At 63.3% G+C, this 25562-nt stretch carries 29 protein-coding genes and 1 tRNA gene; 18 read left to right on the top strand and 12 right to left on the bottom strand.

Features of this window, described 5'->3' with window-relative positions; all coding sequences use genetic code 11:
• Positions 1-247 precede the first annotated feature (247 nt).
• The 8 genes from HALLA_RS03440 (at position 248) to HALLA_RS03405 (ending at position 8821) form a co-directional block, all read left to right on the top strand.
• Complete coding sequence (locus tag HALLA_RS03440) at positions 248-1456, top strand: LeuA family protein (RefSeq protein WP_242406201.1); 1209 nt, start codon at positions 248-250, stop codon at positions 1454-1456.
• A 302-nt stretch (positions 1457-1758) separates the two neighbouring features.
• A complete protein-coding gene (ilvB, locus tag HALLA_RS03435; protein ID WP_049952075.1) occupies positions 1759-3579 on the top strand; it encodes a biosynthetic-type acetolactate synthase large subunit in 1821 nt (606 codons plus the stop codon).
• Positions 3576-4232 (top strand): acetolactate synthase small subunit, encoded by a 657-nt coding sequence (gene ilvN, locus HALLA_RS03430; RefSeq protein WP_049952074.1) that lies wholly within the window; start codon positions 3576-3578, stop codon positions 4230-4232. Before ilvB ends, ilvN begins: the two co-directional genes overlap by 4 nt.
• Positions 4225-5277, top strand: a complete 1053-nt coding sequence (gene ilvC / locus HALLA_RS03425) for a ketol-acid reductoisomerase (protein WP_049952073.1) — start codon at positions 4225-4227, stop codon at positions 5275-5277. The genes ilvN and ilvC overlap by 8 nt, the downstream gene beginning before the upstream one ends.
• 17 nt (positions 5278-5294) lie before the next feature.
• Positions 5295-5633, top strand: a complete 339-nt coding sequence (locus HALLA_RS03420) for a hypothetical protein (RefSeq protein WP_049952072.1) — start codon at positions 5295-5297, stop codon at positions 5631-5633.
• Positions 5630-7051 carry a 3-isopropylmalate dehydratase large subunit gene (leuC, locus tag HALLA_RS03415; protein ID WP_049952071.1) on the top strand — a complete coding sequence of 474 codons (1422 nt, stop codon included), beginning with the start codon at positions 5630-5632 and terminating at the stop codon, positions 7049-7051. Before HALLA_RS03420 ends, leuC begins: the two co-directional genes overlap by 4 nt.
• Positions 7048-7677 (top strand): 3-isopropylmalate dehydratase small subunit, encoded by a 630-nt coding sequence (gene leuD / locus HALLA_RS03410; RefSeq protein WP_049952070.1) that lies wholly within the window; start codon positions 7048-7050, stop codon positions 7675-7677. The genes leuC and leuD overlap by 4 nt, the downstream gene beginning before the upstream one ends.
• Positions 7678-7840: 163 nt before the next feature.
• Positions 7841-8821, top strand: coding sequence for an isocitrate/isopropylmalate dehydrogenase family protein (locus HALLA_RS03405; RefSeq protein ID WP_049952069.1), 981 nt, complete (start codon positions 7841-7843; stop codon positions 8819-8821).
• Between the two features lie 154 nt (positions 8822-8975).
• Here HALLA_RS03405 and dph5 read toward each other — a convergent pair whose 3' ends face one another.
• Both dph5 and HALLA_RS03395 read right to left on the bottom strand, forming a co-directional pair.
• Positions 8976-9788, bottom strand: coding sequence for a diphthine synthase (dph5, locus tag HALLA_RS03400; protein WP_049952068.1), 813 nt, complete (start codon positions 9786-9788; stop codon positions 8976-8978).
• Between the two features lie 148 nt (positions 9789-9936).
• Complete coding sequence (locus HALLA_RS03395) at positions 9937-10386, bottom strand: Rieske (2Fe-2S) protein (RefSeq protein ID WP_049952067.1); 450 nt, start codon at positions 10384-10386, stop codon at positions 9937-9939.
• 126 nt (positions 10387-10512) lie between these two features.
• Here HALLA_RS03395 and HALLA_RS03390 point away from each other — a divergent pair, with 126 nt between their 5' ends.
• From HALLA_RS03390 to HALLA_RS03380, 3 genes are all read left to right on the top strand, one after another.
• Positions 10513-11493: a class I SAM-dependent methyltransferase gene (locus HALLA_RS03390; RefSeq protein ID WP_049952066.1), complete on the top strand. Its 981-nt coding sequence runs from the start codon at positions 10513-10515 to the stop codon at positions 11491-11493.
• An 86-nt stretch (positions 11494-11579) separates the two neighbouring features.
• Positions 11580-11653 (top strand) — tRNA-Thr (locus HALLA_RS03385).
• Between the two features lie 344 nt (positions 11654-11997).
• Positions 11998-12726: a class I SAM-dependent methyltransferase gene (locus tag HALLA_RS03380; protein WP_049952065.1), complete on the top strand. Its 729-nt coding sequence runs from the start codon at positions 11998-12000 to the stop codon at positions 12724-12726.
• Positions 12727-12810: 84 nt separating this feature from the next.
• On the opposite strand, the gene HALLA_RS20930 is transcribed toward HALLA_RS03380, so the two are convergent.
• Complete coding sequence (locus HALLA_RS20930; protein WP_169732109.1) at positions 12811-12972, bottom strand: hypothetical protein; 162 nt, start codon at positions 12970-12972, stop codon at positions 12811-12813.
• Between the two features lie 452 nt (positions 12973-13424).
• Between HALLA_RS20930 and HALLA_RS20415 the strand changes: the two genes are divergently transcribed.
• Positions 13425-13577 (top strand): DUF7577 domain-containing protein, encoded by a 153-nt coding sequence (locus HALLA_RS20415; protein WP_157231317.1) that lies wholly within the window; start codon positions 13425-13427, stop codon positions 13575-13577.
• 121 nt (positions 13578-13698) lie between these two features.
• Positions 13699-14412 carry a CatB-related O-acetyltransferase gene (locus tag HALLA_RS03375; RefSeq protein ID WP_049952064.1) on the top strand — a complete coding sequence of 238 codons (714 nt, stop codon included), beginning with the start codon at positions 13699-13701 and terminating at the stop codon, positions 14410-14412.
• Positions 14413-14417: 5 nt separating this feature from the next.
• Here the strand turns inward: HALLA_RS03375 and HALLA_RS03370 are convergent, their stop codons facing one another.
• The 4 genes from HALLA_RS03370 to HALLA_RS03360 are packed head-to-tail and all read right to left on the bottom strand — an operon-like array spanning position 14418 to position 16552.
• Positions 14418-15122 (bottom strand): energy-coupling factor transporter transmembrane component T family protein, encoded by a 705-nt coding sequence (locus tag HALLA_RS03370; RefSeq protein WP_049952063.1) that lies wholly within the window; start codon positions 15120-15122, stop codon positions 14418-14420.
• Positions 15116-15256 (bottom strand): hypothetical protein, encoded by a 141-nt coding sequence (locus HALLA_RS20410; RefSeq protein WP_157231316.1) that lies wholly within the window; start codon positions 15254-15256, stop codon positions 15116-15118. Before HALLA_RS20410 ends, HALLA_RS03370 begins: the two co-directional genes overlap by 7 nt.
• Complete coding sequence (locus tag HALLA_RS03365; RefSeq protein ID WP_049952062.1) at positions 15253-15954, bottom strand: energy-coupling factor ABC transporter ATP-binding protein; 702 nt, start codon at positions 15952-15954, stop codon at positions 15253-15255. The genes HALLA_RS20410 and HALLA_RS03365 overlap by 4 nt, the downstream gene beginning before the upstream one ends.
• Positions 15955-15976: 22 nt before the next feature.
• Positions 15977-16552 (bottom strand): biotin transporter BioY, encoded by a 576-nt coding sequence (locus HALLA_RS03360; RefSeq protein WP_049952061.1) that lies wholly within the window; start codon positions 16550-16552, stop codon positions 15977-15979.
• A 283-nt stretch (positions 16553-16835) separates the two neighbouring features.
• On the opposite strand from HALLA_RS03360, the gene HALLA_RS21585 reads away from it, so the two are divergent.
• Positions 16836-16970: a hypothetical protein gene (locus tag HALLA_RS21585; RefSeq protein ID WP_277921474.1), complete on the top strand. Its 135-nt coding sequence runs from the start codon at positions 16836-16838 to the stop codon at positions 16968-16970.
• The gene (locus HALLA_RS03355; protein WP_049952060.1) at positions 16967-21013 is read left to right on the top strand and encodes a DUF7282 domain-containing protein; all 4047 of its coding nucleotides are present in this window, start codon (positions 16967-16969) and stop codon (positions 21011-21013) included. Before HALLA_RS21585 ends, HALLA_RS03355 begins: the two co-directional genes overlap by 4 nt.
• A 106-nt stretch (positions 21014-21119) precedes the next feature.
• Here the strand turns inward: HALLA_RS03355 and HALLA_RS03350 are convergent, their stop codons facing one another.
• Both HALLA_RS03350 and HALLA_RS03345 read right to left on the bottom strand, forming a co-directional pair.
• A complete protein-coding gene (locus tag HALLA_RS03350) occupies positions 21120-21470 on the bottom strand; it encodes a hypothetical protein (protein ID WP_049952059.1) in 351 nt (116 codons plus the stop codon).
• Positions 21471-21613: 143 nt separating this feature from the next.
• A complete protein-coding gene (locus tag HALLA_RS03345) occupies positions 21614-21904 on the bottom strand; it encodes a DUF7545 family protein (protein ID WP_049952058.1) in 291 nt (96 codons plus the stop codon).
• A gap of 136 nt (positions 21905-22040) precedes the next feature.
• Between HALLA_RS03345 and HALLA_RS20925 the strand changes: the two genes are divergently transcribed.
• Positions 22041-22184: a DUF7557 family protein gene (locus tag HALLA_RS20925; protein ID WP_169732108.1), complete on the top strand. Its 144-nt coding sequence runs from the start codon at positions 22041-22043 to the stop codon at positions 22182-22184.
• A gap of 69 nt (positions 22185-22253) precedes the next feature.
• Here HALLA_RS20925 and HALLA_RS03340 read toward each other — a convergent pair whose 3' ends face one another.
• The 3 genes from HALLA_RS03340 to HALLA_RS03330 all read right to left on the bottom strand — a co-directional run bounded on the left by HALLA_RS03340 (position 22254) and on the right by HALLA_RS03330 (position 24579).
• Positions 22254-22718, bottom strand: coding sequence for a DUF5799 family protein (locus tag HALLA_RS03340; protein WP_049952057.1), 465 nt, complete (start codon positions 22716-22718; stop codon positions 22254-22256).
• A gap of 78 nt (positions 22719-22796) precedes the next feature.
• The gene (locus HALLA_RS03335; RefSeq protein WP_049952056.1) at positions 22797-23492 is read right to left on the bottom strand and encodes a hypothetical protein; all 696 of its coding nucleotides are present in this window, start codon (positions 23490-23492) and stop codon (positions 22797-22799) included.
• Positions 23493-23604: 112 nt separating this feature from the next.
• Entirely contained in the window at positions 23605-24579 is a 975-nt protein-coding gene (locus HALLA_RS03330) for a sugar phosphate nucleotidyltransferase (RefSeq protein ID WP_049952055.1), read from the bottom strand.
• Between the two features lie 112 nt (positions 24580-24691).
• Between HALLA_RS03330 and HALLA_RS03325 the strand changes: the two genes are divergently transcribed.
• Both HALLA_RS03325 and HALLA_RS03320 read left to right on the top strand, forming a co-directional pair.
• A complete protein-coding gene (locus HALLA_RS03325; protein ID WP_049952054.1) occupies positions 24692-24982 on the top strand; it encodes a transcriptional regulator in 291 nt (96 codons plus the stop codon).
• A gap of 187 nt (positions 24983-25169) precedes the next feature.
• Entirely contained in the window at positions 25170-25541 is a 372-nt protein-coding gene (locus tag HALLA_RS03320) for a DUF7344 domain-containing protein (protein WP_049952053.1), read from the top strand.
• The last annotated feature ends 21 nt before the right edge of the window (positions 25542-25562 follow it).

Here is a 25562-nt window from a genome sequence, read left to right as displayed (position 1 = left end):
AAATTTAATCCAAAGGAAATAAACCGTAATTATACTCGCTCTCGAGAACGCCTCGGTCGAGTCCGCACAGAAATACCGTATCATATAGGGAGATGGTGATGAATATTAGGACGTTGATGTCTTGCGATTTTGGGCTCATCACGAAGTGATTCGCTCACAGACGACACCGGAAAAGCAGTAACAGCGGTAGTTTTATATACGTCGTCGCACGTCGAATTGGATACAATGTCTTCACCAGACAACGGCTCTGATACCAGTCAGGGCGGTCGAGTTCTTCCAGGGCACGTTAGATTCCACTGAAGAAATCGAAACTGCTCGAGTCTTCGATACGACGCTCCGGGACGGCGAACAGTCCCCTGGAACGTCGTTCTCTTACGACGACAAGCGCCAGATCGCCTCGATTCTAGACGAGATGGGCACCCACGTGATCGAAGCTGGGTTCCCTGTCAACTCCGACGCGGAGTTCGAGGCAGTCCGGGATATTGCTTCGGCAACCAGCACGACGACCTGCGGGTTAGCCCGCGTCGTCGATGCGGATATCGAAGCAGCGCTAGATTCCGGCGTCGAGATGGTTCACGTCTTCGTGAGCACAAGCGACGTCCAGATCGAAGATTCGATGCACGCCACACGAGACCAGGTCGTACAGAACGCAGTCGAGTCGGTCGAACGCGTCACCGACGCGGGAGCAACCTGTATGTTCTCCCCGATGGACGCGACGCGAACCGACGAGGCGTTCCTGATCGACGTGATCGAAGCGGTCACCGAGGCAGGAACCGACTGGATCAACATTCCCGACACCTGCGGCGTCGCCACACCCAGCAGATTCCAGGCGATGATCGAGAAGGTGTGTGCACACACCGACGCGCGCGTTGATGTCCACACCCACGACGACTTCGGTTTGGCGACCGCGAACGCGCTCGCCGGTATCGAAGCCGGAGCCGATCAGGCTCAGGTATCGGTCAACTCCATCGGAGAGCGGGCGGGCAACGCCGCCTACGAGGAGTTCGTCATGTCCGTCGAATCCCTCTACCAGGTCGATACCGGTATCGACACCACGCGGATCACGGAACTCTCCGACATCGTCGAGGACAAAAGCGGCATGGAGACACCGGGCAACAAGCCGGTCGTCGGCGACAACGCCTTCTCCCACGAGAGCGGCATCCACGCTGCGGGCGTAATCGAAAACTCCGATACGTTCGAACCGGGCGTCATGACCCCCGAAATGGTCGGAGCCGAACGCAAACTGGTCATGGGCAAACACACCGGCACGCACTCCGTCCGCGAGCGCCTGCACGAACGCGGGTTCGAACCCACGGACGAACAGGTTCGCGCGGTCACTCGACGGGTCAAAGACTACGGCGCGGAAAAACGACGCGTCACCGTCACCGACTTAGAGCGCTTCGCGGAGGAAGCGGACGTCGAGCGCACACAGGACAAAGAGGAGGTGCGCGCCTAGGGATGTTCTCCCCGTTTGCCAGCGTTCCCGAGCACCGGCTACGGGGACCAACGCGGTCGAACAAGACGCACAAGAGTTATGACACTCGAGGTAGCTACAGTCGAGGTAATGAGGTCACACGCAGAACGGTCGGCCGACGCGGTCGACACCGGCGTGTTCGCTCCGTTCGCTATTGTAGGGGCCGTCTAGCCCCTCACACCTCCTTCTCGTTCCGGCCTCGCATCGATCACACAGCCACCAGTCAGACAGCAGATGACACACTACATGACAACTGATCGCCACCACGCGGCGGGAGGATCCAGATGAGCGAACGCGCTTCCTCGATCACATCACCGACCGAAACGGACGATCCAGAAACAGGGGAACAGCACGCAGACGAATCGACGGCGGCGGACACGTCGACGCAAGCGACCGAGGACGATATCGAGCAAGCGCCCGTCGCGACGGGCGCACAGTCGGTTATCCGAGCCCTCGAGAACGCGGGCGTCGAGTACGCCTTCGGCGTGCAAGGCGGCGCGATCATGCCCGTCTACGACGCGCTGTACGATTCGGATATCTACCACGTGACGATGGCCCACGAACAGGGGGCCGCCCACGCGGCGGACGCCTACGGCATCGTCTCGGGCGAACCGGGCATCTGCCTGGCGACCTCGGGACCGGGTGCGACGAACCTCGTCACGGGAATCGCGGACGCCGATATGGATTCGGACCCAATGGTCGCGCTGACGGGACAGGTCGCTCGAGATTTCGTCGGCAACGACGCGTTCCAAGAGACCGACACCACCGGCGTCACGACGCCAGTGACCAAGGACAACACGTTCGCGAACGATCCGGACACGGTCGGCTCGGACGTGAGCGAAGCGTTCGCGCTCGCACGGGAAGGGCGGCCGGGACCGACCCTGGTCGACCTCCCGAAGGACGTGACGAACGCAGACACCAACCGCGAACCCGACGAGCCGAAAGTCCCGGACACCTACGAGGTCCAAGAGCAAGCCGATCCCGAAATCGTCGAGCAAGCCGCACGACGGATCGAGAACTCGAGCAAGCCCGCCTTGCTACTCGGCGGCGGCGTCATCAAGGGCGAGGCCAGCGAGGCCTGTCGCGAGTTCGCGATCGAACACGAGATCCCGGTCATCACGACGATGCCGGGCATCGGCTCGTTCCCGGAAGATCACGAGCTATCGATGGAGATGGCCGGCATGCACGGCACCGGCTACGCCAACATGGCGATCACTCACTGTGACACTCTGATCGGCATCGGAACGCGCTTCGACGACCGCCTGACCGGCGGCATCGAGACGTTCGCGCCCGACGCCGAACTGATCCACATCGATATCGATCCGGCGGAGATTTCGAAGAACATCCACGCGGACTATCCGCTGATCGGCGACGCAGAGACGGTCGTCACCCAGCTGTCCGAGGAGATGGAGACCTCGCCGCAGGCGACGAAGTGGCGAGCCCAGTGCCAGCAGTGGAAATCCGACTACTCGATGGCCTACGACGCCCCGGAGGATCGGCCGGTCCAGCCGGAGTTCGTCGTCGAAGCGCTCGACGAGGCGACCAGCGACCGCGCGGTCGTGACCACCGGCGTCGGCCAACACCAGATGTGGGCCTGCCAGTACTGGACCTACACCGAACCGCGCACGTGGGTCTCGAGTCACGGACTCGGTGCGATGGGCTACGGCCTGCCGTCGGCCATCGGCGCGCGCATCGCCGCCGACGACGATCAAGAGGTCGTCTGCATCGACGGCGACGGCTCGTTCCTGATGACGTTACAGGGACTTTCGGTCGCAGTTCGTGAGAACCTCGATATCACCGTCGTGGTGCTCAACAACGAGTACATCGGGATGGTTCGACAGTGGCAGGACGCCTTCTTCGAGGGTCGCCATTCCGCCTCCGAGTACAACTGGATGCCCGAGTTCGACAAACTCGCGGAAGCGTTCGGTGCGAGAGGCTTCCGGATCGACGAGTACGACGAGGTCGCAGACACCATCGAGGAGGCGCTTTCCTACGACGGGCCGTCCGTTATCGACGCGCATATCGATCCGCAGGCGAACGTCTACCCGATGGTTCCAAGCGGCGGTGACAACGGCCAGTTCGCGCTGGCGGAGGACCAGCTATGACCGGCGGACTCGATGGGCCAGCTCCAGACGAGCGCCCAAGGCCGGCTGGTCGACGCACCGCACAGGGGATCCGCGTCGACCCCGAAGTGGAGGCCGAACACGAACCGCGCCGAACTGTGATCTCGACGCTCGTCGAGCACGAACCCGGCGTGCTCTCGGACGTCTCGGGGCTGTTCTCGAGGCGGCAGTTCAACATCGAGAGCCTGACGGTCGGCCCCACCGACGACGAGGACCGAGCGCGGATCACCCTCGTCGTCGAGGAACCCGATCCCGGCATCGAACAGATCAAGAAACAACTCCGGAAGCTCGTCCCGGTCGTCTCGGTTCGCGAACTCGAGCCCGACGCGATGCGGCGCGAACTCGCGCTCGTGAAAGTCAACGCGATGCGTCCCGATCAGGTCGCCGCCGTCGCGGAGATGTACGGCGGCAAAACCGTCGACGCCTCGCCCGAGACGGCGACCATCGAGATCACCGGCAGCGATCAGAAGATCGCCGCGGCGATCGAAGCGTTCAGCCAGTTCGGCATTCGCGAGATTTCCCGAACCGGGACGACGGCGTTAGCGCGAGGGATGACCGATACCGCTCGCGAAACACCACCGGAGGAATCGGCACAGCAAACGAACCCACAACAACCACACGCAGACGATGACTGACGAATTTACCACCGAAATCTATTACGAAGAAGACGTAGACGAATCGCAACTCACAAACTCGACCGTCGCCGTGCTCGGCTACGGCAGTCAGGGCCACGCCCACGCGCTGAACCTCCACGAGAGTGGGGTCGACGTGATCGTCGGCCTTCGCGAAAATTCCTCCTCGCGAGAGCCGGCACGCGCGGAAGGACTCGAGGTCGCGACCGCCGCCGAGGCGGCGAAGCAGGCCGACATCGTGTCCGTGCTGGTTCCTGATACGGTCCAGCCGGCGGTCTACGAGGAGATCGAACCGCACCTTGAGGAAGGCGACACGCTCCAGTTCGCCCACGGATTTAACATCCACTACAACCAGATCCAGCCGCCAGAACACGTCGACGTGACGATGATCGCGCCCAAATCGCCGGGCCACCTGGTTCGGCGCAACTACGAGCGCGGCGAGGGAACCCCCGGACTGCTCGCAGTCTACCAGGACACGACCGGCGACGCGAAGGAACGCGCACTCGCGTACGCGAAGGGGATCGGCTGCGCTCGAGCGGGCGTCGTCGAAACGACGTTCCGCGAGGAGACCGAAACCGACCTCTTCGGCGAGCAGGCCGTCCTCTGTGGCGGTATCGCCGAGCTGATCAAGGTCGGCTACGAGACGCTCGTCGACGCCGGCTACAGCGAGGAGATGGCCTACTTCGAGTGCATGAACGAGATGAAGCTCATCGTCGACCTGATGTACGAGGGCGGCCTCGGCGCGATGTGGGATTCGGTCTCCGACACCGCCGAGTACGGCGGGCTCACCCGCGGCGACGAGATCATCGACGACACCGCTCGAGCCAACATGGAGGAAGTGCTCGAGCAGGTTCAAAACGGCGAGTTCGCGACCGAGTGGGTCGCGGAGAACCAGGCCAACCGGCCGGTCTACACGCAGTTGAACCAGGCCGAGAAGAACCACGAAATCGAGGAGGTCGGCGAGCGGCTCCGCGCCCTCTTCGCGTGGGAAGGCGAGGGAGAAGAGACAGAAGACGAGGACGAGAAAACGCGCGTCCAGGCGGACTAATCGACGATCGAATACAGATGACACGAGAGACAGAATCGACGGCGTCCGATACCGGTGTGACAACTGAGTCGGCGTCCGGTTCAGGGAAGGTTATGGCCGAGGTTAGCCACACCAACCCCTACACCGACGAATCGACTGGGCACCTGTTCAGTCGCGGCCCCGTCGTTGCGGCCGACGGCGGCCGATCGGAGGCCGTCGAATCGACCGACGAACACGCGGATCGAGCGACGACGGACGAGCGGACGATGAAAACCGTCAGTCACACGCCGCCGACCGAAGCGACGGAGACGAACCGAACGAATCGGGTTTTCGAACGGGGGCGGGTACGAACCGACGGCATCGAGGACGACAGATGAGCGAGGGAACACTCTACGACAAGGTGTGGGATCGACACAAAGTTACGACGCTACCGACCGGACAGGATCAACTGTTCGTCGGATTGCACCTCATTCACGAGGTCACCAGTCCGCAGGCCTTCGGCATGCTCGAGGAGCGAGACCTCGAGGTCGCCTACCCCGAACTGACCCACGCGACGGTCGATCACATCGTTCCGACGGCCGACCAGTCCCGTCCCTACAAGGAGGACTCGGCCGAGGAAATGATGTCCGAACTCGAGCAGAACGTCCGCGACGCGGGCATCGAGTTCTCGGATCCGACGACGGGCGATCAGGGGATCGTCCACGTCATCGGGCCGGAGCAGGGACTCACCCAACCCGGCAAGACCATCGTCTGCGGGGACTCCCATACGAGCACCCACGGCGCGTTCGGCGCGCTGGCGTTTGGTATCGGGACCTCACAGATCCGCGACGTCCTCGCGACGGGGACCATCGCGATGGAGAAACAGAAAGTCCGCAAGATCGAGATTACGGGTGAACTCGACGACGGCGTCGAGGCCAAAGACATCATCCTCGAGATCATCAGTCAGCTGGGCACCGAAGGCGGCGTCGGCTACGTCTACGAGTACGCCGGCGAAGCCATCGAGAGCCTCGGCATGGAGGGTCGGATGTCGATCTGTAACATGTCCATCGAGGGCGGCGCTCGCGCGGGCTACGTCAACCCCGACGAGACCACCTACGAGTGGCTCGAGGAGACCGATTACTTCCAGGAGAACCCCGAGAAGTTCGAGGAACTGAAACCCTACTGGGAGTCGATCTCGAGCGACGACGACGCCGAGTACGACGACGTCGTCACCATCGACGGCTCGGAGCTCGAGCCGGTCGTCACCTGGGGAACGACCCCCGGCCAGGGAATCGGGATTTCGGAGCCGATCCCCGCGCCGGAGGACCTTCCCGCGGACAAAGCCGACACGGCAGAACGCGCCCAAGAACACATGCGCGTCGAGCCGGGCGAGACGATGGACGGCTACGACATCGACGTCGCCTTCCTCGGCTCGTGTACGAACGCCCGACTGCCCGACCTCCGACGCGGTGCCGAGATCGTCGAGGGCCGACAGGTCGACGACGACGTTCGCGCGCTGGTCGTCCCCGGCAGTCAGCGCGTACAGGAGACGGCGGAGAAAGAGGGCCTCAAGGACATCTACGAGGAAGCCGGCTTCGAGTGGCGAAACGCCGGCTGTTCGATGTGTCTGGGCATGAACGAGGACCAACTCGAGGGCGACGAGGCCTGTGCCTCCTCCTCGAATCGGAACTTCGTCGGCCGGCAGGGAAGCAAGGACGGCCGCACCGTCCTGATGAACCCGCGGATGGTCGCCGCGGCGGCGATCACCGGAGAGGTTACTGACGTGCGCGAACTGAAGGAGGTGTCGACCGCATGAGCGACGATGTCGACATTCCGGAAGTCAAGTACGCTTCCGGATCCGGCGTCCCGATTCAGGGCAACGACATCGACACTGACCAGATCATTCCCGCCCGATTCATGAAGGTCGTCACCTTCGACGGCCTGGGCGAGTTCGCGTTCTTCGACCTGCGGTTCGACGAGGACGACAACCAGAAGGACCACCCGTTCAACGAGGAGCGCTACCAGGACTCCTCGGTGATGGTCGTCAACAGCAACTTCGGCTGTGGCTCCTCGAGAGAGCACGCACCCCAGGCGCTGATGCGCTGGGGGATCGACGCGATCATCGGCGAGAGCTTCGCCGAGATTTTCGCCGGCAACTGTCTGGCGCTCGGCATTCCGACCGTCACCGCGGACACCGAGACGATCCAGGAACTGCAGGCCTGGGTCGACGACAACCCCGACGGAGAGATCGAGGTCGACGTCGAAGACGAGACGGTTACCTACGGCGACGAGAGGATCGACGTCACCGTCGACGACGCCCAGCGGAAGGCGCTGGTCGACGGCATCTGGGATACGACGGCGCTGATGAAATCGAACGCCGGCGAGGTCCAGAAAAAGGCAGACGAACTGCCCTACGTGGACGATTCGGCCATCTCGTCGTAGAACCGGCGTTTCGGACCCGTCGTTGAGATTCTCGTTTCGTTCATCGACATCTCGAGCGGACCCCACGTCCAGCAGCGACGCGAACTGGAACACTGCCGCCAGTCAGGACTCCAGCCATCCCGGTATCGACACGCTCATTTCAGTCCTCTCGAGATGGAAAAGCATGACTCACGAGATCGCTGTCATCCCCGGCGACGGAATCGGGCAGGAAGTAACCCCGGCGGCAGTCGAGGTGCTCGAGTCCCTCGAGATCGACTTCGAGTTCCACGAGGCGGACGCGGGCGACCGCGTCAAGGAGATTACGGGCGAGGCGTTGCCCGAGGAGACCTACGAACTGGCGGCGTCGGCGGACGCGACGCTGTTCGGCGCGGCCGGCGAGACGGCTGCGGACGTTATTCTCCCGCTCCGAGAGGCGGTCGATTCGTTCGTGAACATTCGCCCGGCGAAAGCCTATCCGGGTATCGACGCCGTGCGCCCGGAGACGGATCTGGTCTTCCTCCGCGAGAACACCGAAGGCGTCTACGCCGGCCACGAGGATCGGCTCTCGGAAGACGTTGCGACGCTCACGCGGGTCGTCACGCAGTCGGCCTCGAGAGACCTCGGCGAGTTCGCCTGCGAGTACGTCGAAGACGGCGATCACGACGGCTTTACGATCGCCCACAAGGCGAACGTCATGCGCGAAACCGATGGCGTCTTCCGGGACACGATCGAGTCGGTGGCCGACGAGCAGGGCGTCGACACCGACGAGGTGCTGATGGACGCGTTCGCGACGAAGGTCTGTCTCGACCCCGAGCAGTTCGACGTCGTCGTCTGTCCGAACCTCGCGGGCGACGTGCTCTCGGATCTGGCCGCGGGGCTGGTCGGCGGACTCGGATTGCTCCCCTCGGCCAACATCGGCCCGGAGCGCGGGCTGTTCGAACCTGTCCACGGAACCGCACCGGACATCGCCGGCGAGGGCGTCGCGAACCCGGCCGCGACGATCATCTCCGCCGCGATGTTGCTCGAGTATCTCGGCCACGACGAGGAGGCTGCGGCGGTTCAGAACGCGGTCGAGACGACCCTCGAGAACGGGCCGCGGACGCCCGATCTCGGCGGCGAAGCCTCGACTGAGGACGTGACGACGGCGATCATCGACAACCTCTAAATCCGCGTCCAGTGCTTTTCTTCGAATTCTCGAGGGTCTTCACTCGCAAGAACAGGGTTGGGTTCGCTCGAGCGCGTTCGTCCCGGCGTTTCAAACGCCGAGTAGTTCAGGCGACGAGGGATTCGGACGACGAGCGGTTTAGGCGACCGGCGATTTAGACGATATCCAACGCTTCGCGATCCGCACCGGCGAGTTCGACCAGCGCGTCGGCCTCGAGCAGGTGACAGTCCCCGGGGATCACGAGCAGGTGGAGCGGGTCGCCGAACTCCCGCTCCGCGAGCTCGGTCATCGTTCCGGCTTCGACGAGCGGATCGGGACTTCCCGCTCGAGCGACGACGACGCCGACGAGGTCGGGGTACTCCTCGGCGAGCAGCTCCGCGCCGACGTCGGCGGTCATGTACTCGGCCACCGCCTCGTCGTCCTCGACGCGCTGGGTCGCAGCCTCGTTGTCGACTTTGATGTCGAGGTAGACGACGGTGTGGCTGCCCGCCTCGCGGTTCGCGTCGATCGTGTTCGTCACGCTCGCCGGAAGCCCGTCGGCTCCGTGGGCGTACGGGAACGGGAGCGTGGTCGCGGTTCCGAAGCGGTAGTTCTGGAGCCCAGTCAGGGCGCTTGTAGCCGTCTGGGCCGTCACGCCGTGGATAATCCGTGTCTCGATACCGCGGTCGTGTGCCCGGAGTCTGAGATCGACGTGAGTCGTCGAGATCATCGTATCGCCCGCGGTCAGGAAGGCGACCGATTCGGTCTCGGCGGCCTCTATGATGTCATCGGGTCGTTGCTCGACGCCCGCGCGGTCGCGGACCTCGATCGAGACGTCGTGGTGGTCCTCGAGTTCCTCGACCGTCGTGCCGAGAAGCGTACTGGTGTAAAACTCCGCGAAGACGCGGTCTGCGTCCCGAAGCGCGTCCCGCCCCTCGACGGTGATCGAGCGTTCGTCGTAGAGACCGAGACCGATGAACGTGAGCATGGTCGGTGTTGTACCAGCCGAGCCTAGAAGGTTTCGAGTCGTGATTCAGGCCGTTCGAGGGCTGTTGTCGTTTCGATTTCGTCGCAGTGATCAGGACGGGGAAGTTGCTCGACCTCGTGCGGTCGAAGTGATGTGCGACATCGAGCGGTCAGAGCGAGATGTGCGACGTCGAGTCCGGGCCGCCGTCGTCATCGATACCCCCTTCGTGGGCGAACGTCGCATCGTCGTCGGTGAGAAAGACAGTCCCATCGGTATGGACCGTGATATCGACGGCTGGCAGCGTCGTGTCGGCCGCCTCTCCGTTGTCGCAGTACCCCGAGCAGGAGTCGAAAAGCGAGCCGTGGCGCGGGCAGATGATCTGGCCGTCTCGCATCGGCACGCCCCGGCCCGTATCGAAGCGCTGGGCTTCGTGCGTACAGCGGTTGATCCACGCCTCGACGTCATCGTCAGCCCCAGGCTGACTGCTTGTCGAACTCTCCTCGACACTGTCTTCGCAGGGGACGAGGATCACTTCCTCGCGCTCGCCGTGCCTGTCAGTGACCGTAAACAGCCACGAGCCTTCCTCGTGGACCGTCTCGACGGTCGTGAGTCGCTCCATACGGGCAGCTACGATGGGAGCCCCAAAACAGTTCGCGAAGCGGCAGCGTCCGGTTCCAGTAGCAGGCACATCTCCGCTCGAGGTGCGAAACGTCACCGTTACGGTCGCCCGGCGGCCAGTTGCGGTATGGAAGTGCCGTGTGTCCGCGTGCCCAGCGAGGCGGGTGAGCAGACGCGCCAGACGCTCGCGGACGCGGACCTGATCGACGACGAGTACGAAATTTCCGTCGAGGATGGCGTGCTCTATATCCCAGTCACCGAGACTACTGGGGTTCCCGCGGATCTGGACGTCGTCTCTCGAGCGGTTCCCGAACGGGAGACGCAGACGCGACCGGCGGATCTGTTGGGTTTCGAGCCGTCCTACGAACGACTCGGAACGGCCGCGCTGCTCGACGAGGACGACGACGGGAGAGCGCGGGAGATTGCGCGCGCGATCGTCGAGTCGGAACTACCCCTCGAGACGGTCCTCAACAAAGCCTCGAAGGTCAAAGGCGAGACGCGGACGCGCGACTGGGAGGTCCTCAAGGGCGAGGGGACCGAGACGGTCCACCGCGAATACGGCGCGACCTTCGAACTCGACCTCGCCGAGGTGTACTTCTCGCCGCGGCTGGCGACCGAACGCCACCGCGTCGCCGAGCAGGTCTCGTCGGGCGAGCAGGCTTTCGACATGTTCGCCGGCGTCGGACCGTTCGTCGTCCCGTTCGCGAAACGCGGCGCAACTTGCGTCGGCGTAGATATCAACGAGACGGCAATCGAGTATCTGCGCGAAAACGCCAGGAAGAACGGCGTCGAGGATCGTATCAGCGGAATCTGCGGGGACGTCCGCACCGTCGCGCCGGAGTACGAAGAGTGGGCCGACCGACTCGTGATGAACCTCCCCCACAGTGCCGACGAATTCCTCGACTCTGCGGTCCAGATCGCGGGCGAGGAGTGCATGCTTCATTACTACGACATCCAGCACGAAGACGATCCGTTCGGCCCCGGAGCGCGAGCGATTCGCGAGGCCGCTGAGCCGAAGTATTCCGTCACCGTCGAGAACCGTCGGGTGGTTCGATCCTACGCGCCCCACGAACTCAACGTCTGTCTGGACGTGCGACTCGAGCGGTGACGCCGCCCAAATTCACCGCCCGACGGGGCGGACACGATTCGCAACCCTTATGGCCCGTTTCGGACCTACGTAGTGATGTCGACAGCGCCGGTGTAGCTCAGACTGGCAGAGCGAATCCTTCGTAAGGATTAGGTCGAGGGTTCAAATCCCTCCACCGGCTTGCCTTCTGCGACGAACAGTACGTGCGGAGCGAAGCAAGCCGGTGGAGGGATTTGAATCAGGGAGCAGCTTCGCTGCGACCGTGGTTCAAATCCCCCCATATCATGCCCCTATTCACACAATAATTCCAAGAAACGGGAGGTTGCGGGGTTGGACTCAGCGGACCTCGAGAATCCTGTTTTGAGTGAGAGGCATGAAAAGTCGTGTTCGTCCGCAACGAGGATCGGACGATACGAACACGGATGTGGGTATAAAATAGCGGACTTTGCCGGCTGAAGCATCAAGGACGTTGTCGGCGTCGAGCACCCATGCCCACCTCGAGAGCACACCGGGGGTCGAGTTACGATGGCTGAGACGACCGTCACCACGGAGCAAAAGCCGATCGCACTGGTCAAACGCGCCGTCGAACTCTACCGCGATGGCGGCTCGGAGCGGCTCAAACGCGGGGCGGAAGAATATCTCCGGGTAAACACTCCGTTGCTCGAGAAACCGCGGTATCAAGACCGGCGAATCGACAACGAACAGCGCTGGAAGCGCATCGAGTCCCACATCGAACCCGAGCACGATTCGCTGCTCGACATCGGCTGTGCGGAGGGGTTCTTTTGTGTTCGAGCGGCCGAACGCGGGCTTCAGCCCGTCGGGATCGATTCTGACGAGAAATCGATCAGAACCGCCAGAGAGAGGGGTTCTGACGGCGACGTGTCGTTCCGAGCGGCCGAGATCACACCGGAGACGGTCGCCGAGTTGCCCGCGTCCGATGTCGTCCTGTTTCTGACGGTTCACCACCACTGGGTCAGCGCGTTCGGTTTCGAGTCGGCTGCGGCGATGATTCGGACGCTGTGTGCCAAATCCGAGTTGTTCGTCTACGAGCCCCCAGGTGATCGATATCTCGGAAGCGAAACCAACGACGTAGCGCAGGAGCTCTCGCAGTACTACACGGACCTCCTTCGAGCCATCGTCGGCGAGGATATTCGAATCGTTGCTGACTACACGTCGCCGTACACGGGTGCCGGGCGCGAGGATCCGATCATCATCGTCGACACCAGCGACTTCGAGGGCGTGAACGGTGAATAATGGCGAAACGCTTGGCTCGAGACGGACCGATCGAGGAGAGTATGTATCCGCTCGGTGCAATTCGCCGACCGTTGCGCTCGGGTCTCACTCCGAGATCTCGTTGCTCTCCATGGCAACCGTTTCGGTGGCAACGAACTTCGCGAGCTGGCGCTTTCGGTGATTGTCGATCAAGTGGTGCTCTAATTTGTGGCCGTGCCTGATCTGTGCGTGACAGATCGGACACTCGAGCGGCGGTTTCGTTGCCATACTGTGGTCAGCGGACTCTCCCGGATACGTCTGTTGCCGGCGATTTCAACTAATTCGGGACAGTAACGGAGTACATGACAGGCGGTTCGCTTCCCGATATCATTTCGCGAGTGTGAAAGCGTCCGAAGAAACCGGCCAAGGCGATCAGTTCCCCTTCTCGCCGATTGAGCACGGCATTCCCTGATTCCCGTCTGTAAAAGGCCCGAACGGGCCTGACGTTGGGTCCCCAGCGACGGGGATGCGTCGGGGAAGAATGGTGTGTCAGCGATGATCGGTCTGTTGGCAACAACAGATTTCCCCCCATCCTCCTCCTTCGCAACTTGCGATAGCAAGTGCGAACATATCAATCTTATCGCCGGCTCGAGGTACCTGATTAATCTGCTGGCCATGGGACGTGGAGGCTTGCACACGTGCGGATAGTGGATATACGTATGAACCGCCAACTACGGAATATGACATCTGAATCGGCCGGTAGTATGCGAAATCCCGAACAGCCCGCGAGCTGTCCGTACTGCGGAACCGCGAACGACTTCGTCTTTACGTACTGTCGAGACTGTCTCGGAGAACTTCCCTCGAGCCCAACAGCGGATCCCGAAGCGAACTGAGAGGAGGACTCAACGGGGCGACGAATTCGACCCAATCGCGAATCGATGTGGGTTGTCGAAACGGACTGTTCACATCCGTTCAGTGAATTATATCCGGAACGGCGTTGGTGGAGTACCACGTGTGAACCTCGCTTCGACGCTCGACCGAGTGCTCTCGACGGCCGGATATCCATCGGTGGCACACGGCCTGATCAACCGGTACGTGGAGGGGATTGAACTTGAGGTGGCCCGCTCGGCCCGCGTCTCGAGCGGCTGTCTGTTCCGGGGGTCGGTCGACCTCGGACCGCGGACGAGGGTGAGCCGCGGGTGTATCCTCAACGGTGAGGTGACGGTCGGCAAACGGACGAACTTCGAGCCGAACTGCGACGTGATCGGCGCTGTCGAGTTCGGCAGGTACTGTGCGATCGCAAAGGGGAGCACGTTTCAGCAGACCAACCACGACACGCGGAGACCGTCGCTGCAGATTCGACTGTACGACGAGGTACTCGACAGCGAATTGCCGCCGACCTCGAGCGGTCCGATCACGATCGGCAACGACGTCTGGATCGGGGTCGACGCAACGATTCTCTCGGGCGTCACTGTCGGCGACGGCGCGGTTATCGGGGCCGGGTCGGTCGTTACGCGCGACGTCGAACCCTACTCGGTCGTCGGCGGCGTCCCAGCCGAACGCATCAAGTGGCGATTCCCTCGGGAGATCAGAGAGAAACTGCTCGAACTCGAGTGGTGGACGTGGGACGAAGCGCGGATCAGGCGGAACCGGGACTTTTTCGAACGGCAGTTAGCTGACGGATCTGATATTCCGACGCCGGTCGGTACGACCGGCGAGAACGAGTAGGCGGGCTAGAGCAGCGCCGAGAGTGCGAGCAAAAGCCCGAGCGCGGAGACGATCCAATCGACCCGCGAGAACGAGAGCGCGGGAAGCGTCGGGTTCCACGAGAAACACCGCGCTTGCATCGCGAGCGACAGCCGATCGGCTCGAGCGAACGCTCTCGAGAGGCCGAGAATGCCGATTCGCCGGACGCGGTCGACGGTGCTGCGTTCGGTTCCGAGTCGGGCGGCCATCGCTCGACGAATCTGTCGAAGATCGCTCAGGACCACCGGAACGAACCGGAAGACCAGGCCGACTCCCATGCCGAGCAGTTGACCGAGTTTGCCGGGAATCGTTCGTTGAATCGCCGCTCGGGAGTCGCGGGCCGGAGTCGATCTGACGTAGGCGGTGCTGAACAGGAGGAGCAAGAGGACGCGGTAACTGGCCAGTGCGGGACCGACCGCGTCCGGAAGGACGAGCCAAGGAGAGCCGAGCGTGAGCATCGAAACGACAGGCGCGGCCGCCAGGATCACGAGCGCGAAGCGATACCCGTACAGGGCTTGCCAGAGCCCGACACCCGCGACGGCGAGTCCGACCAGCACGAAGCCGGTAAACGCGATCAGCGGAACGACCTCGGTGTGTGCAAGCGCCGTCGCGGCGAATCCGACCGTTACCGCCAGCTTCGAGCGCGGATCTAAGCGGTGTGCGAAGGTATCGTCCGGCTCGTAGGTCAACATTCGTCTCGAGCACCCCCAGAGACGGTTCGTTCGACGGAGTGATGGGACATCTCGAGGCAGCGTCCGAGGGCTCCCGCCCGCTGTGTGGCGGCGATTACGTCGATACTGGCGATCGCGCCGATGGTGGCGATCATGACGGTGCTCGCACGTCGAGGCCGTCCAGGCGCTCTAGCACCCGCGACGACGGGCCGTCCTCGAGTATCTCTCCCCCTCGCATCACGACGATCCGGTCCGCGAGACGGCTGACGTCTCGCAGGTCGTGGGTCGCGAGTACGACGCCCGTTCCGTCACTCGAGAGCGACTCGAGTCGCTCGATGACGGCCTCGCGCGACGGTTCGTCGAGACCGGTAAACGGCTCGTCCAACAGCAGATGCGTCGGTTCCATCGCCAGCGCGCCAGCGATGGCGACCCGGGATTGCTCGCCGCCCGAGAGCGTATCGATGCGTTCGTCGCCTCGCCCCTCGAGGTTCACAGCCGCGAGCGAGTCCTCGACGCGACGATCGATCTCCGCATGCGGGAGGCCGAGGTTTTCGGGACCGAAGGCGACGTCGCTGGCGACGGTCGCCGCGACGAACTGATCTCGCGGGTGTTGAAACACCATTCCGGTGGCCGTTCGTGCGGCGACAGGATTTTCCGCGACCGAGACGCCGTCGACGAGCACCTCGCCGGAGTCGGGCGATAACAGCCCGTTACAGTGCCGCAGAAGCGTCGTTTTTCCGCTCCCGTTCGCGCCCGCCAGCAGGACGAACTCGCCGTCTTCGATCTCGAGCGAACAGTCCTCGAGCACCGCGTGGTCGTCGAAGCCGTAGGTGACGGATCGGAATTCGATCATGTGTGTTGGTGGGTCTGTGTCCTCACGTCGCCTCGATGAGGCCGGATCGAACGATCGCGACCGCGGCGGCCATCTTGAGCAGGTCGCCCGGGATCAACGGGAGTGCAACGACGGTGAACGCCTCGAGAACGGCCATTTCGGAAACCCATGCGTACCACAGAAACCCGACGAGGTAGACGGCTGTCGTCGCAACGACGAGCGCGAAGACGACGACTGGGAGGGAGACCGATGCCGGATCGCGGAGGTCGCGTCCGCGGTGGACGATCGCACCGATGAGCACGGCTCCGATCGGGAACGTCAAGAGGAACCCACCGTACGGTCCCAGCACGACGCCGAGTCCGCTGTTGCCGCCGGAAAAGATCGGCGCACCGAGGGTGCCCGCGAGCAGGTACAGGACGATCGCGAACGGCCCCCACACCGGACCCAGATACAACCCGGCGAGAAAGACGACGAGCATCTGAAGGGTTCCCGGAACCCCCGCAACCGGTATTGCGACGAACGCGGTCGCCCCCATCAGCGCGGCGAGCAACGCCGCTCGAGCGAACACCCGGACCACGTCCCCCTCGACGAGATCGACCGACCCCTGTTCGGTTTGCATACCCCTTCTCGTCCGTAAACCGCTATCAAAACTTCGGTTTACCGAGTTTCGCCCCGCAACCCACACCGCCCCGCGACGACGACCCTAATCGAATCTTACCTGTCGGATACGACGATGATTCGAGCGGTCCCTCGCTCGAGTCTCGAGTGGCAGAATATCTCGGGACGTCGCTCGGTGTGGGAGATTCTCCAAACACGAGTTCGCGGCAATCCGAGGTTGTATCGCCCCCCTAACTGGAACGAACGGGGTGCTTAAGCGCCGATTCGTCCCGGTGGTCGGTTGTATGGGGATAGATAGCACGGGAGACGTGGCGAGGGGAAATCAGGATCGTGAATCGGGCGGCAATGGCCGAACGAACGAGTCGGCGGCGACGGCTGATCGGGAAACGACCGGCGCCAAGGGGCGAGAAAGCCGATGAGCCACCTGAAACCCGCCGTATCGACGGTTATCGCCGTTTCGGTGGTCCTGAGCGTCGTCGCCCTGCCGTTTCTCGGTGGCGGGCTGTCCGACCGGGAGTCGATGAACGACGCCGCTCTCGAGAACGTCGACGACGGGAACGCGCGCGATCGGGTTGGCGTAACAGAGTTCACCGCGACGGAGGACAGCCACCTCGAGACGGTCTCGATGGCGTCCGGTCCGACGCAATCGGCATCCGGTCCGCCACAGTCGGTATCTAGCCCGGCACAGCCGATATCCGGCCCGGCGCAGTCGGCGACCGCGGCCGCGTCGCTCACGCAGGAGGGTCAAGACGCCGTCGAAGCCGGTGTCGAGGAGGGCATCGAACTCGCCCAATCGCAGGGCGTGGAGATCACAGCCGAGCAGCGAGCGGCGGCGCTCGAGGGGGCGAACGCGTCCGCTGGCCAATATCAGGAGGCGGATGCAGAACAGATTCAGGCCGCGACGGCGGGGGCGGTCCACGGCTCGCTGATGCAAGCCCAGGCGGCCAACGCGACGCAGGTCCAGGCCGTCGTTTCCGGTGCGACGGAGGGCACGCTCTCGCAATCCCAGACGGTCAACGCGAGCCAGATGCAGAGCGCGACCTGGGGCGCGGCCCACGGTGCGATAGCCCACCACCAGCGCGTGACGGTCGAACAGCTACAGGTGGCGAGTTTCGGCGCAGCTACGGGCGCAGCAGCCAGCGCGGGGGAAACCGGGGTCGATCGCGCGCCGAAGATCCAGGAAGCCGCGCAGGGATCGGCCTACGGCGTCTTAGAGCAGTACCAGACGATCACGACCGAACAGCGCCAGCGGGTCACGCTCGAGCACGTCCAGTCCGCCGCGGCGGGCGCGGCAGGCGGCGCACTCGAGGGGAGCACCGAAGCGGCCCTCGAGGGGGAGCAGCGACTCGAAGTCGAACAGCGACAGGAGGTAACGATCAAGCAGATCCAGAAAGCTGCGACGGGAGCCGCGAAAGGAGCGCTCGTCCAGCAACAAGAGGTGAGCGTCGAGCAGACGCAAGCAGCGGCCCACGGCGCTGCCATGGGGCCGCTGAAACAGCTCCAGACGGTCTCGATAGAGCAGGTACAGCGGATTTCGATCACGCAGGTTCATGAAGCCTCGTTCGGCGCGGCGACGGGCGCGATCGTCCAGAGCCAAGAAGCATCGGTCGAACAGATTCAGGCTGCAGCTGACGGTAGCGCACAGGGCGTGCTCGTCCAGCAACAGGCGGTCTCGATCACTCAAATTCAGGCGGCGGCGACCGGGGCGGCGACGGGAGCCCTCGATTCGGCGATTCAACGCCAGACCGTCGAAATCGAACAGGTCCAGGCCGCAGCGTTCGGTGCCGGCGAGGGCGCCGTCCGCCAGACGCAGGTCGTCGACATCGTGCAGGTACAGACGCTGGCCGAGGGTGCGTCTAGTGGCGCGTTAGGCCAGTCACAGGAGGCGTCGATCGAACAGGTGCAGATCGCGGCCTCGAGCGCCTGTCAGGAGATCGCAAGCGCGATACAGTCCCAGCAGATCAGCGTCTCGCAGCTGCAACTCCTGGCCCAGGAGACGGCCAGTGATGCGGTCGCGTACGCCGTTGCGGAAGGAATCGACGACGAATCCCAGATCGTCCAGTACGTCGAAATCGAGGTCGTCCAGCGGGTCGATGCGGTCGACGAACTCGAGGGCAACGCATCGATTTCCACCGACGACCAGAACAGCACCGGCGAAACCGTCACCGTCGACAACGTCTCGCTCTCGGAGGGCGGGTTCGTCGCGGTTTACGGCGGCCTCGACATCGGCCTCGACCCGGAGGGGGTCATCGGGAACTCGGAATATCTCGAGTCGGGCGATCACGAGGACGTCGAGATCGAACTGAACGAACCGCTCTCCGAGGACGGGCCGGTCGTCGCGGCGGTCCACCACGACACGACCGGCGAAGAAACGTTCCAGTACGTCGAGAGCGACGGCGCAGACGACGAGCCGTACGTCGCGCAGGGCGGCACGCCGGTCGCCGACAGCGCGTTCATCACACTCGAGGGCGAGGAGCCGGAGCCACCGGCCGAACCCGAGGCGACACTCTCGGTGAGCGATCAGGACGGCGACGGCGAAACGCTGCTCGTCGAGGAGGCGAACGCATCCGTCGAGTACGCGATCACTGCCGAATACGGCAACGAAACGGCCGAAAGCGACGCGTTCGAGGCGAACGAGTCGGTGACGAACGAGACGCTCGATCTCGAGCCGCCCATCGAGGAGAACACGACGGTCGACGTCTCGATCCGGGACGTCGAAAACGAGACGGAACTCGCCAACGAGTCGATCGAGTACACGCTCGAGGACGACGAACCCGACCCACCGGACGAGCCCGAAGCGACGCTCGAAGTGGCCGACCAGACCGGGAACGGCTCGACGCTCGTCGTCGACGAGGCGAACGCGACGGTCGAATACGGACTAACCGTAACCGATGATGAGGGGAGCCAGATCGGTTCGAGTGGCCCGTACGACGCGAACGAAACGATCGCCAACGAGACGATCGCCCTCGAGCCGCCGCTCGAGGAGAACACGACGCTCGACGTGACGGTGGTTTCGACGGGCGAGAACGGGCTCGACGACGGCGAGGTTCTCGAGAACGAATCCGTCGAGTACACGGTCGAACCGGACGATGCGCCCGAGTCGTTCGCGGCCGAGTTCCCGACCTGTTCGCAGGCGGAGGTGACGGGGTCGCTCGAGGACGGCGACCGAATCATCGTGGCGACGACCTTCTACGAGAGCGGCGGGATCGGAAACAGTCTGGGCGAGTACTCGGTGACGGTCGGCGACGATATCGACGCCCCGCTCGAGGAGCCGGTCGTGTTCGAGGTCGGCGAGGACTTCGCGGTGAGCGAAACTGACGAGGGACCGATCGTCGAGATTCCCGGCGGCGACTTCGGCGCGGCCATCGTCGGCTTCAGTTCGCCCGACGCGACTCCCGGGAGCATCGATTACGCGAATCCGAACGCGAGCGAGTGCGTCGAGGAGGTGCGTCCGGAGCGTCCCGAACTCGCCGTCGAGGACACGACGCCGACCGACGACGGCATCGAGGTGACGTTCGGCTACGACAACCCGAACGACGCGGACCTGGTCGTCGAGAGCGAACTCGAGGGGACCACCGACGACCAGCCGCCGACCGAACTCGAACCCGGATCGAACTCCTTCACCGTCGACTGGACGCCCGAGGACGACGACGAACGACTCGCCTGGATCGTCGACATGGGCTTCTACGACTACGACGAACCGATCGTCGTCGAAACGGATCCCGCGGGCGAGATCGATCCGACCGAGCCGGCCGCGTTCGCGGTCGATATTCTCGAGCCGACCGAACCGGTCGAACAGGGCGAGGACCTTCCGCTCGAGGTCGACGTTGAGAACGTCGGGGAAGAAGCGGGCGAACAGTCGATAGATTTCGAGGTCGACGGCACAACGGGGTCCAACGCGGTTTCGCTCACAGCAGACGAGAGCGAGACGGTCTCGTTCGTCGTCGAAACGGACGACCTCGAGCCCGGCGAGTACGACGCGACGGTCTCGAGCGAGAACGACAGCGACACGGCGACGGTGACCATCGAATCACCGCCGGAGGAGACAGGCGCAGTCGACCAGGGGGTCGATGACGGCGAGAACGTGACCGGAGAGGTGGACACGTCGGACGCGGACGAATCAACCGCGGACAATGGGATAGCTGAAGACGACGAGCCGACCGAGGACGATGGGACGACCGAAGGCGGCGATCCCGTCGACGGTGAAACGGAAGGCGACGGAGCCGAGGCTGCCGACCCCGGAAACGCGGGGGCCGCCGACGGCGATAACGAGGGCGCACCGCTCGAGGAGGACGCGACGACGGACGAGGCATCCGAGAGTTCTCCGGGAGAAGGGGACGCGAATGCGGACGAGCCGCCGGCGAACTCGCCGCAGAACGACGGTGGGGCCGACGCCGGTGGGGATGGCGGCCCCACGAACGGCGTAAACGAAAGCGCTCGAGTGACCGAGGCGGTCAACTGAGTCGCCTCGTAGCGTCTCGGCGGCGGAGGTTCGACGCCGTCTCCGTTCCAGTCAGTCGCTTCTTCCTGGTTTCGTGCCACGGGCGCTCTCCCGCGGGTACTCCCCTTCAAAACGGAAGTCGACTGCGCGGAAAGACGCTGTTAGCCAGTAAGAGAGAGCCGATAACGCCGATGGAGAGCAAGGCATAGTACTCGAGTCCGACGGGCTCGAGGACGATGATGACGGCGATGACGGCTGTCGCCAACAGCACGACGGCGAACGAAACGAGATCGCGGTCGAACCCGCGTGTATCGGCGAACACGTAACCGAGGTTGAGCGCGGCGATAGCGCCGACGATAGCGAGATAGGTACCGACGGAGCTGTCAAAGATGACGGCAACGACGCCGAGAATCGCGAGAAGTACGACAGTGTCGCGGAGGCTGAACCGCTCTCGAGCGAGATTCCAGAACGAACCCATAGGAAGACATTCAGGCAATCGAACCTAAATTTTGCGAAGAGCGGTGTTCGAACCGCCTCGACCCAACGTTGTATCGGTCACTCCGCGAGAAACGCAGGGTTACAGATCGATCGCAGCCGCCGAAAAACGAGTCGGTCGTCCGATCAGTGCTGGTGGCCGGTCGCTTCGCCGAACGTGACGCCGAACCGCTCCTCGAAGAGGTCCATGACTCGAGCCTCCTGTGCCTCGAGTTCTTCGTCCGACCCTTCGCCGTGGTGGACGACGTGGTGGGCGCGACTCGCGAACGAGAGCAGCGCGACGTCGCCGAGCGTTTCGGTCGGGCTCTGGTCGCCCTCGGCGACGATGTCGACGAGGCCCGCCGGCACCGTTACGGTCTCCGTTTCTTCGCCGTCCGCGTCTATCGAGAAGGTGATCGTCTCTACTTCGTCTGTCATACGTCTACCCTCACGGAGCCAGCCTAAAGGTGCTGTGACTTGCGCCTCCCGGTCGATCGGTCTCACGGATCCAGACGTTTCACCAACACACAGTGTCGCCGCGGTGTTTTTGCCCGTCGACGCCGTACTATCGGGTATGCCATCAGTCGAACTCGAGGAAGAGACGGTAGAGCGCCTGGACGAACTGCGCATCGACGACGAATCCTACGACGAACTGATCACGGAACTCATGAACATCTACGAGACGAGCGAACTCAATCTCTTTCATGCGGGCGATTAACGGGGCTGGCACCCGATTCGCGCTCATCAGCCAGCCAGATCATCACCGGCACGGCCACCGACGCAGTCGTCAGTTTTCCGCCGCGGCGTCACAGACGGACTCCCATCGATGATTCGCCTCGAGGCGGTTCTGTAACTCCTCGGCGTACTCCTGGGTGAGCGTCTCCGCGGCCTCGCGTTCCGCGTCGTAGGACCCACCCGAAGAGCCTCCGCCCATTCCGAGCGCGCTCTTGAGCGAGTCGACGACGCCGCCGGAACTCGAGCCCTCAGCGCCGGCCTGCCCGCCCGCGCCCATCGCCCCCATCTGCGATCGGACGTTCTCGAGTTCGGGGAGGATGCTGTCGACGTTCTCGGTGTTCGCGACGATGCGAGCCTGTTCGGGATTTTCTGGTTGCTCGATTTCGAACTCGGTCGCGGTCATGATCAGGCTCCACTCCTGGCTCGAGAAGCGGGAACTCTCCACTCGCGGAGAGAACTCCTGATCGACGCTCATCCGCTCGCTGACGATCCGATCGGTCCAGGCGTTGTCGCTCATGGGACTCGATTCGGCGGGTGATGGTATCAGGGTTTCCCTGTCAGGACCCACCCGCCGAATCGGAATCGGGCGCACCGCTCAGAGAGCGTGCTGGTCTGCGACGGCAGTCCGCTCGGCGTCGCTCGCTCCCAGCCACCAGGCGAGACGGTCGATCTCGAGGCGGCGAAACGACGTGTGGACTGCCAGCCACTCACAGGACGCGATTCCCCGAAGCGGCGTCGACGCGTCGAGCGGCGACGACTCGAGATCCGCCGCGACCGACTCGAGAAACGCCGCGACGGTCGGGTCCGGTTTGATCGTGTCGACGCCGGCGAGAATACGGAGGTACTGCAGGCTCGAGGGACCCACGCCGGAGATGCGACCGATCGGATCCGTCTCGTAGCGGTAGACGTCCACTTGCGCCGCCCACGCACGGAGCGAGTCGAAGTCGTCGTCTTCAGGGCGGTCCTCGAGTCGGTCAGCGATCTCCAAGAGGACGTGGCGTTTTCGTCGAGCCCCGAGGGCGTCGACGAGGTCGTCGTCCTCGAGCGCGAGCGACGCGAGCTCAGCGAACGAGGTCAGTCGGCCGCTCTCGACGAACGATTCTCGAAACCGTTCGACGGTGGGCCGGATTCCGCCAGCGAAGCTCTGGCCGGTCGTCGAGGCGGCGGCTTCGGCGATCAACAACAGCGGGTTCGATCCGCTGAATCGATCGAACTCGAGGAACGCGTCTGCGAGCGCCTCGTAGGGCACCGATTCCGCGCGTCGCTGGAGGACTGCCTCGACGGTACGCATGGGCTTGTCGATACCATAGAGTGGTGTTCCTCAATAGATCTACCGGTGGATCAAACCACGGAAAGCGCCGAAGCGGTTGCGTTGGGCCCTCGTGGGCGGAATTACTCCGGGTTTACTCACCGACGTGGTTCGTAATCGTCGTGTGAGCGCCGATGAGCGCACCCGCGAGGTCGAGATTCTCGAGGTGCGTTCCTTCGTCGATGATCGAGCGCCGGATGTCGCCGTCTCGAACCGTCGCGTCGGGGAAGATGACGGCGTGGTCGAGTTCCGAGTCCTCGAGCGTTGCCCCGTCCATCACGTGGACGTTCTCGCCGACCGAGACGTTCTCGATGGTCGCCGTCTCGGCGACCATAGATTCGCCGTCGAGGTGCCAGGCGACGGCGTCGAGGTAACTTTCGGGCGTGCCGATGTCGAACCACGCGTCTTCGAACGTAAAGGCGTGGGTCGGTTCCCGGTTCTGGAGCCACTGGACGAACCAGCCAGGTTCGTCGGGGTTGTTTCCGTCCTCGAGGTACGTCCTGAGCAGGGAGACCGAATCCTGTGGGAACGCATAACAGGCGATCGAAACCAGCGTGCTCTTCGGGTCATCGGGTTTTTCCTGAAAGTCGACGACTCGGTCTCCCTCGAGTTCGACCAGTCCGTAGGAAGAGGCCTTCTCGCGCGAGCCGACATCGTAGGCGGCGAGCGTCGGCGTCTCCGTTCGTTCGAAGTAATCGAGGAACTCGGAGATCTCGAAGCTGATCAGGTTGTCGCCGGCGATCACCAGCAGGTCGTCGTCGACCGCTTCGCGTTCGACGAGCTGGGCGAGCGCACCGACGACGCCGAATTTGTCGGCTTCTTCGCTGGTGTCTTCGATGGAGAGTCGAGGCTTTTCGAACTCGCTGTCAGCGAGGTGCGTTTCGAAATCGGGTGCGAACCGCTCGTTCGTACTCACGTACACCTCGTCGATTCGATCGTCGTTCTCGAGCGATCGGAAAATCCGATCGATGACGGTCGATTCGCCGATGGGGAGGAACATCTTGGGCCGGTGTTTCGTAATCGGCCACATTCGGGTCGCGTACCCACCTGCCAGGACGACGGCCTTCATGGTCCGGATTTCAGCACCAGTATGTAAGTCACTTACCCTTTCTCCGGCGACCGATTTTGCCGTCATTGCGAGAGCGAACACCTATCCCCCGCCGGCCACTTGAGACGGATGTATGCGAGAGGCCGACGAAACGACGCGACAGCGGCTCACGGACGCACTGCGAACGGAGGCTTCGACTCCGAGCGAACTCGCGGTTGACTTCGACTTGACGCCCCACTCGATCGTTCGACACGCAGAGCACGTCGCTCGGTCGGTCGACGGCACCGACGAAGAGTTCCTCGTCGCACCGCCGACGTGCCGAGACTGCGGGTTCAACGGCTTCGACGACCTGCTCAATCTCCCCTCGAGGTGTCCCTCCTGCAAGAGCGAAGCAGTCGACGAACCGGTGTTGACCATCGAGTAATCTCGGGTGCTAATCAGCAAGTGATCTCGGAGACTCCAATCGAAAGCCCTCGTGACGTTCGCACCAGCACGACCGTTGACGACATGAGACAGTACCGAGAACCGAACGTATCTGCTACCGTTTCGACACTAATATTTAGTGTGCAGGCTAGGTGCCGAGACGTGAACCGCTGGGGCCCGAAGAATTCATGACTACGCCCGCTCACCCACCGTCCGACTACGCCGAGTTCGCATTGACAATGCTCGAGTGGCTCGAGTCCCGGGAGGAACTGCCGGAGACGGTCGACGACGCGCTGGAGCTACTCGCCGACCGTCGGCGACGGCTCTTTCTCGCGGTGATGGACGACTACGGCGAGTCCATCACGCTCCCGGACGCCGCAGAGGAAGTCGCAAAGCGGGAAGCCGGACAACCGGTCGCGGAACTATCGGCCAAGGAGGTCGCCAACGTCTACATCTCGCTCTATCACGACCACCTCCCGCGACTCGTCGGCGCGGACCTCGTCGAGTACAATCAGGACCGGGACCTCGTATCGCCGGGGCCGCTCCGAAACGCAGAGTGACCAACTGTTGGGTCAGATGAC

The sequence above is a fragment of the Halostagnicola larsenii XH-48 genome, assembly GCF_000517625.1.
Classification (GTDB): domain Archaea; phylum Halobacteriota; class Halobacteria; order Halobacteriales; family Natrialbaceae; genus Halostagnicola; species Halostagnicola larsenii.
Note: the sequence above shows the minus strand (reverse complement) of the source record. Positions and strands in the feature narration are given on the sequence as shown.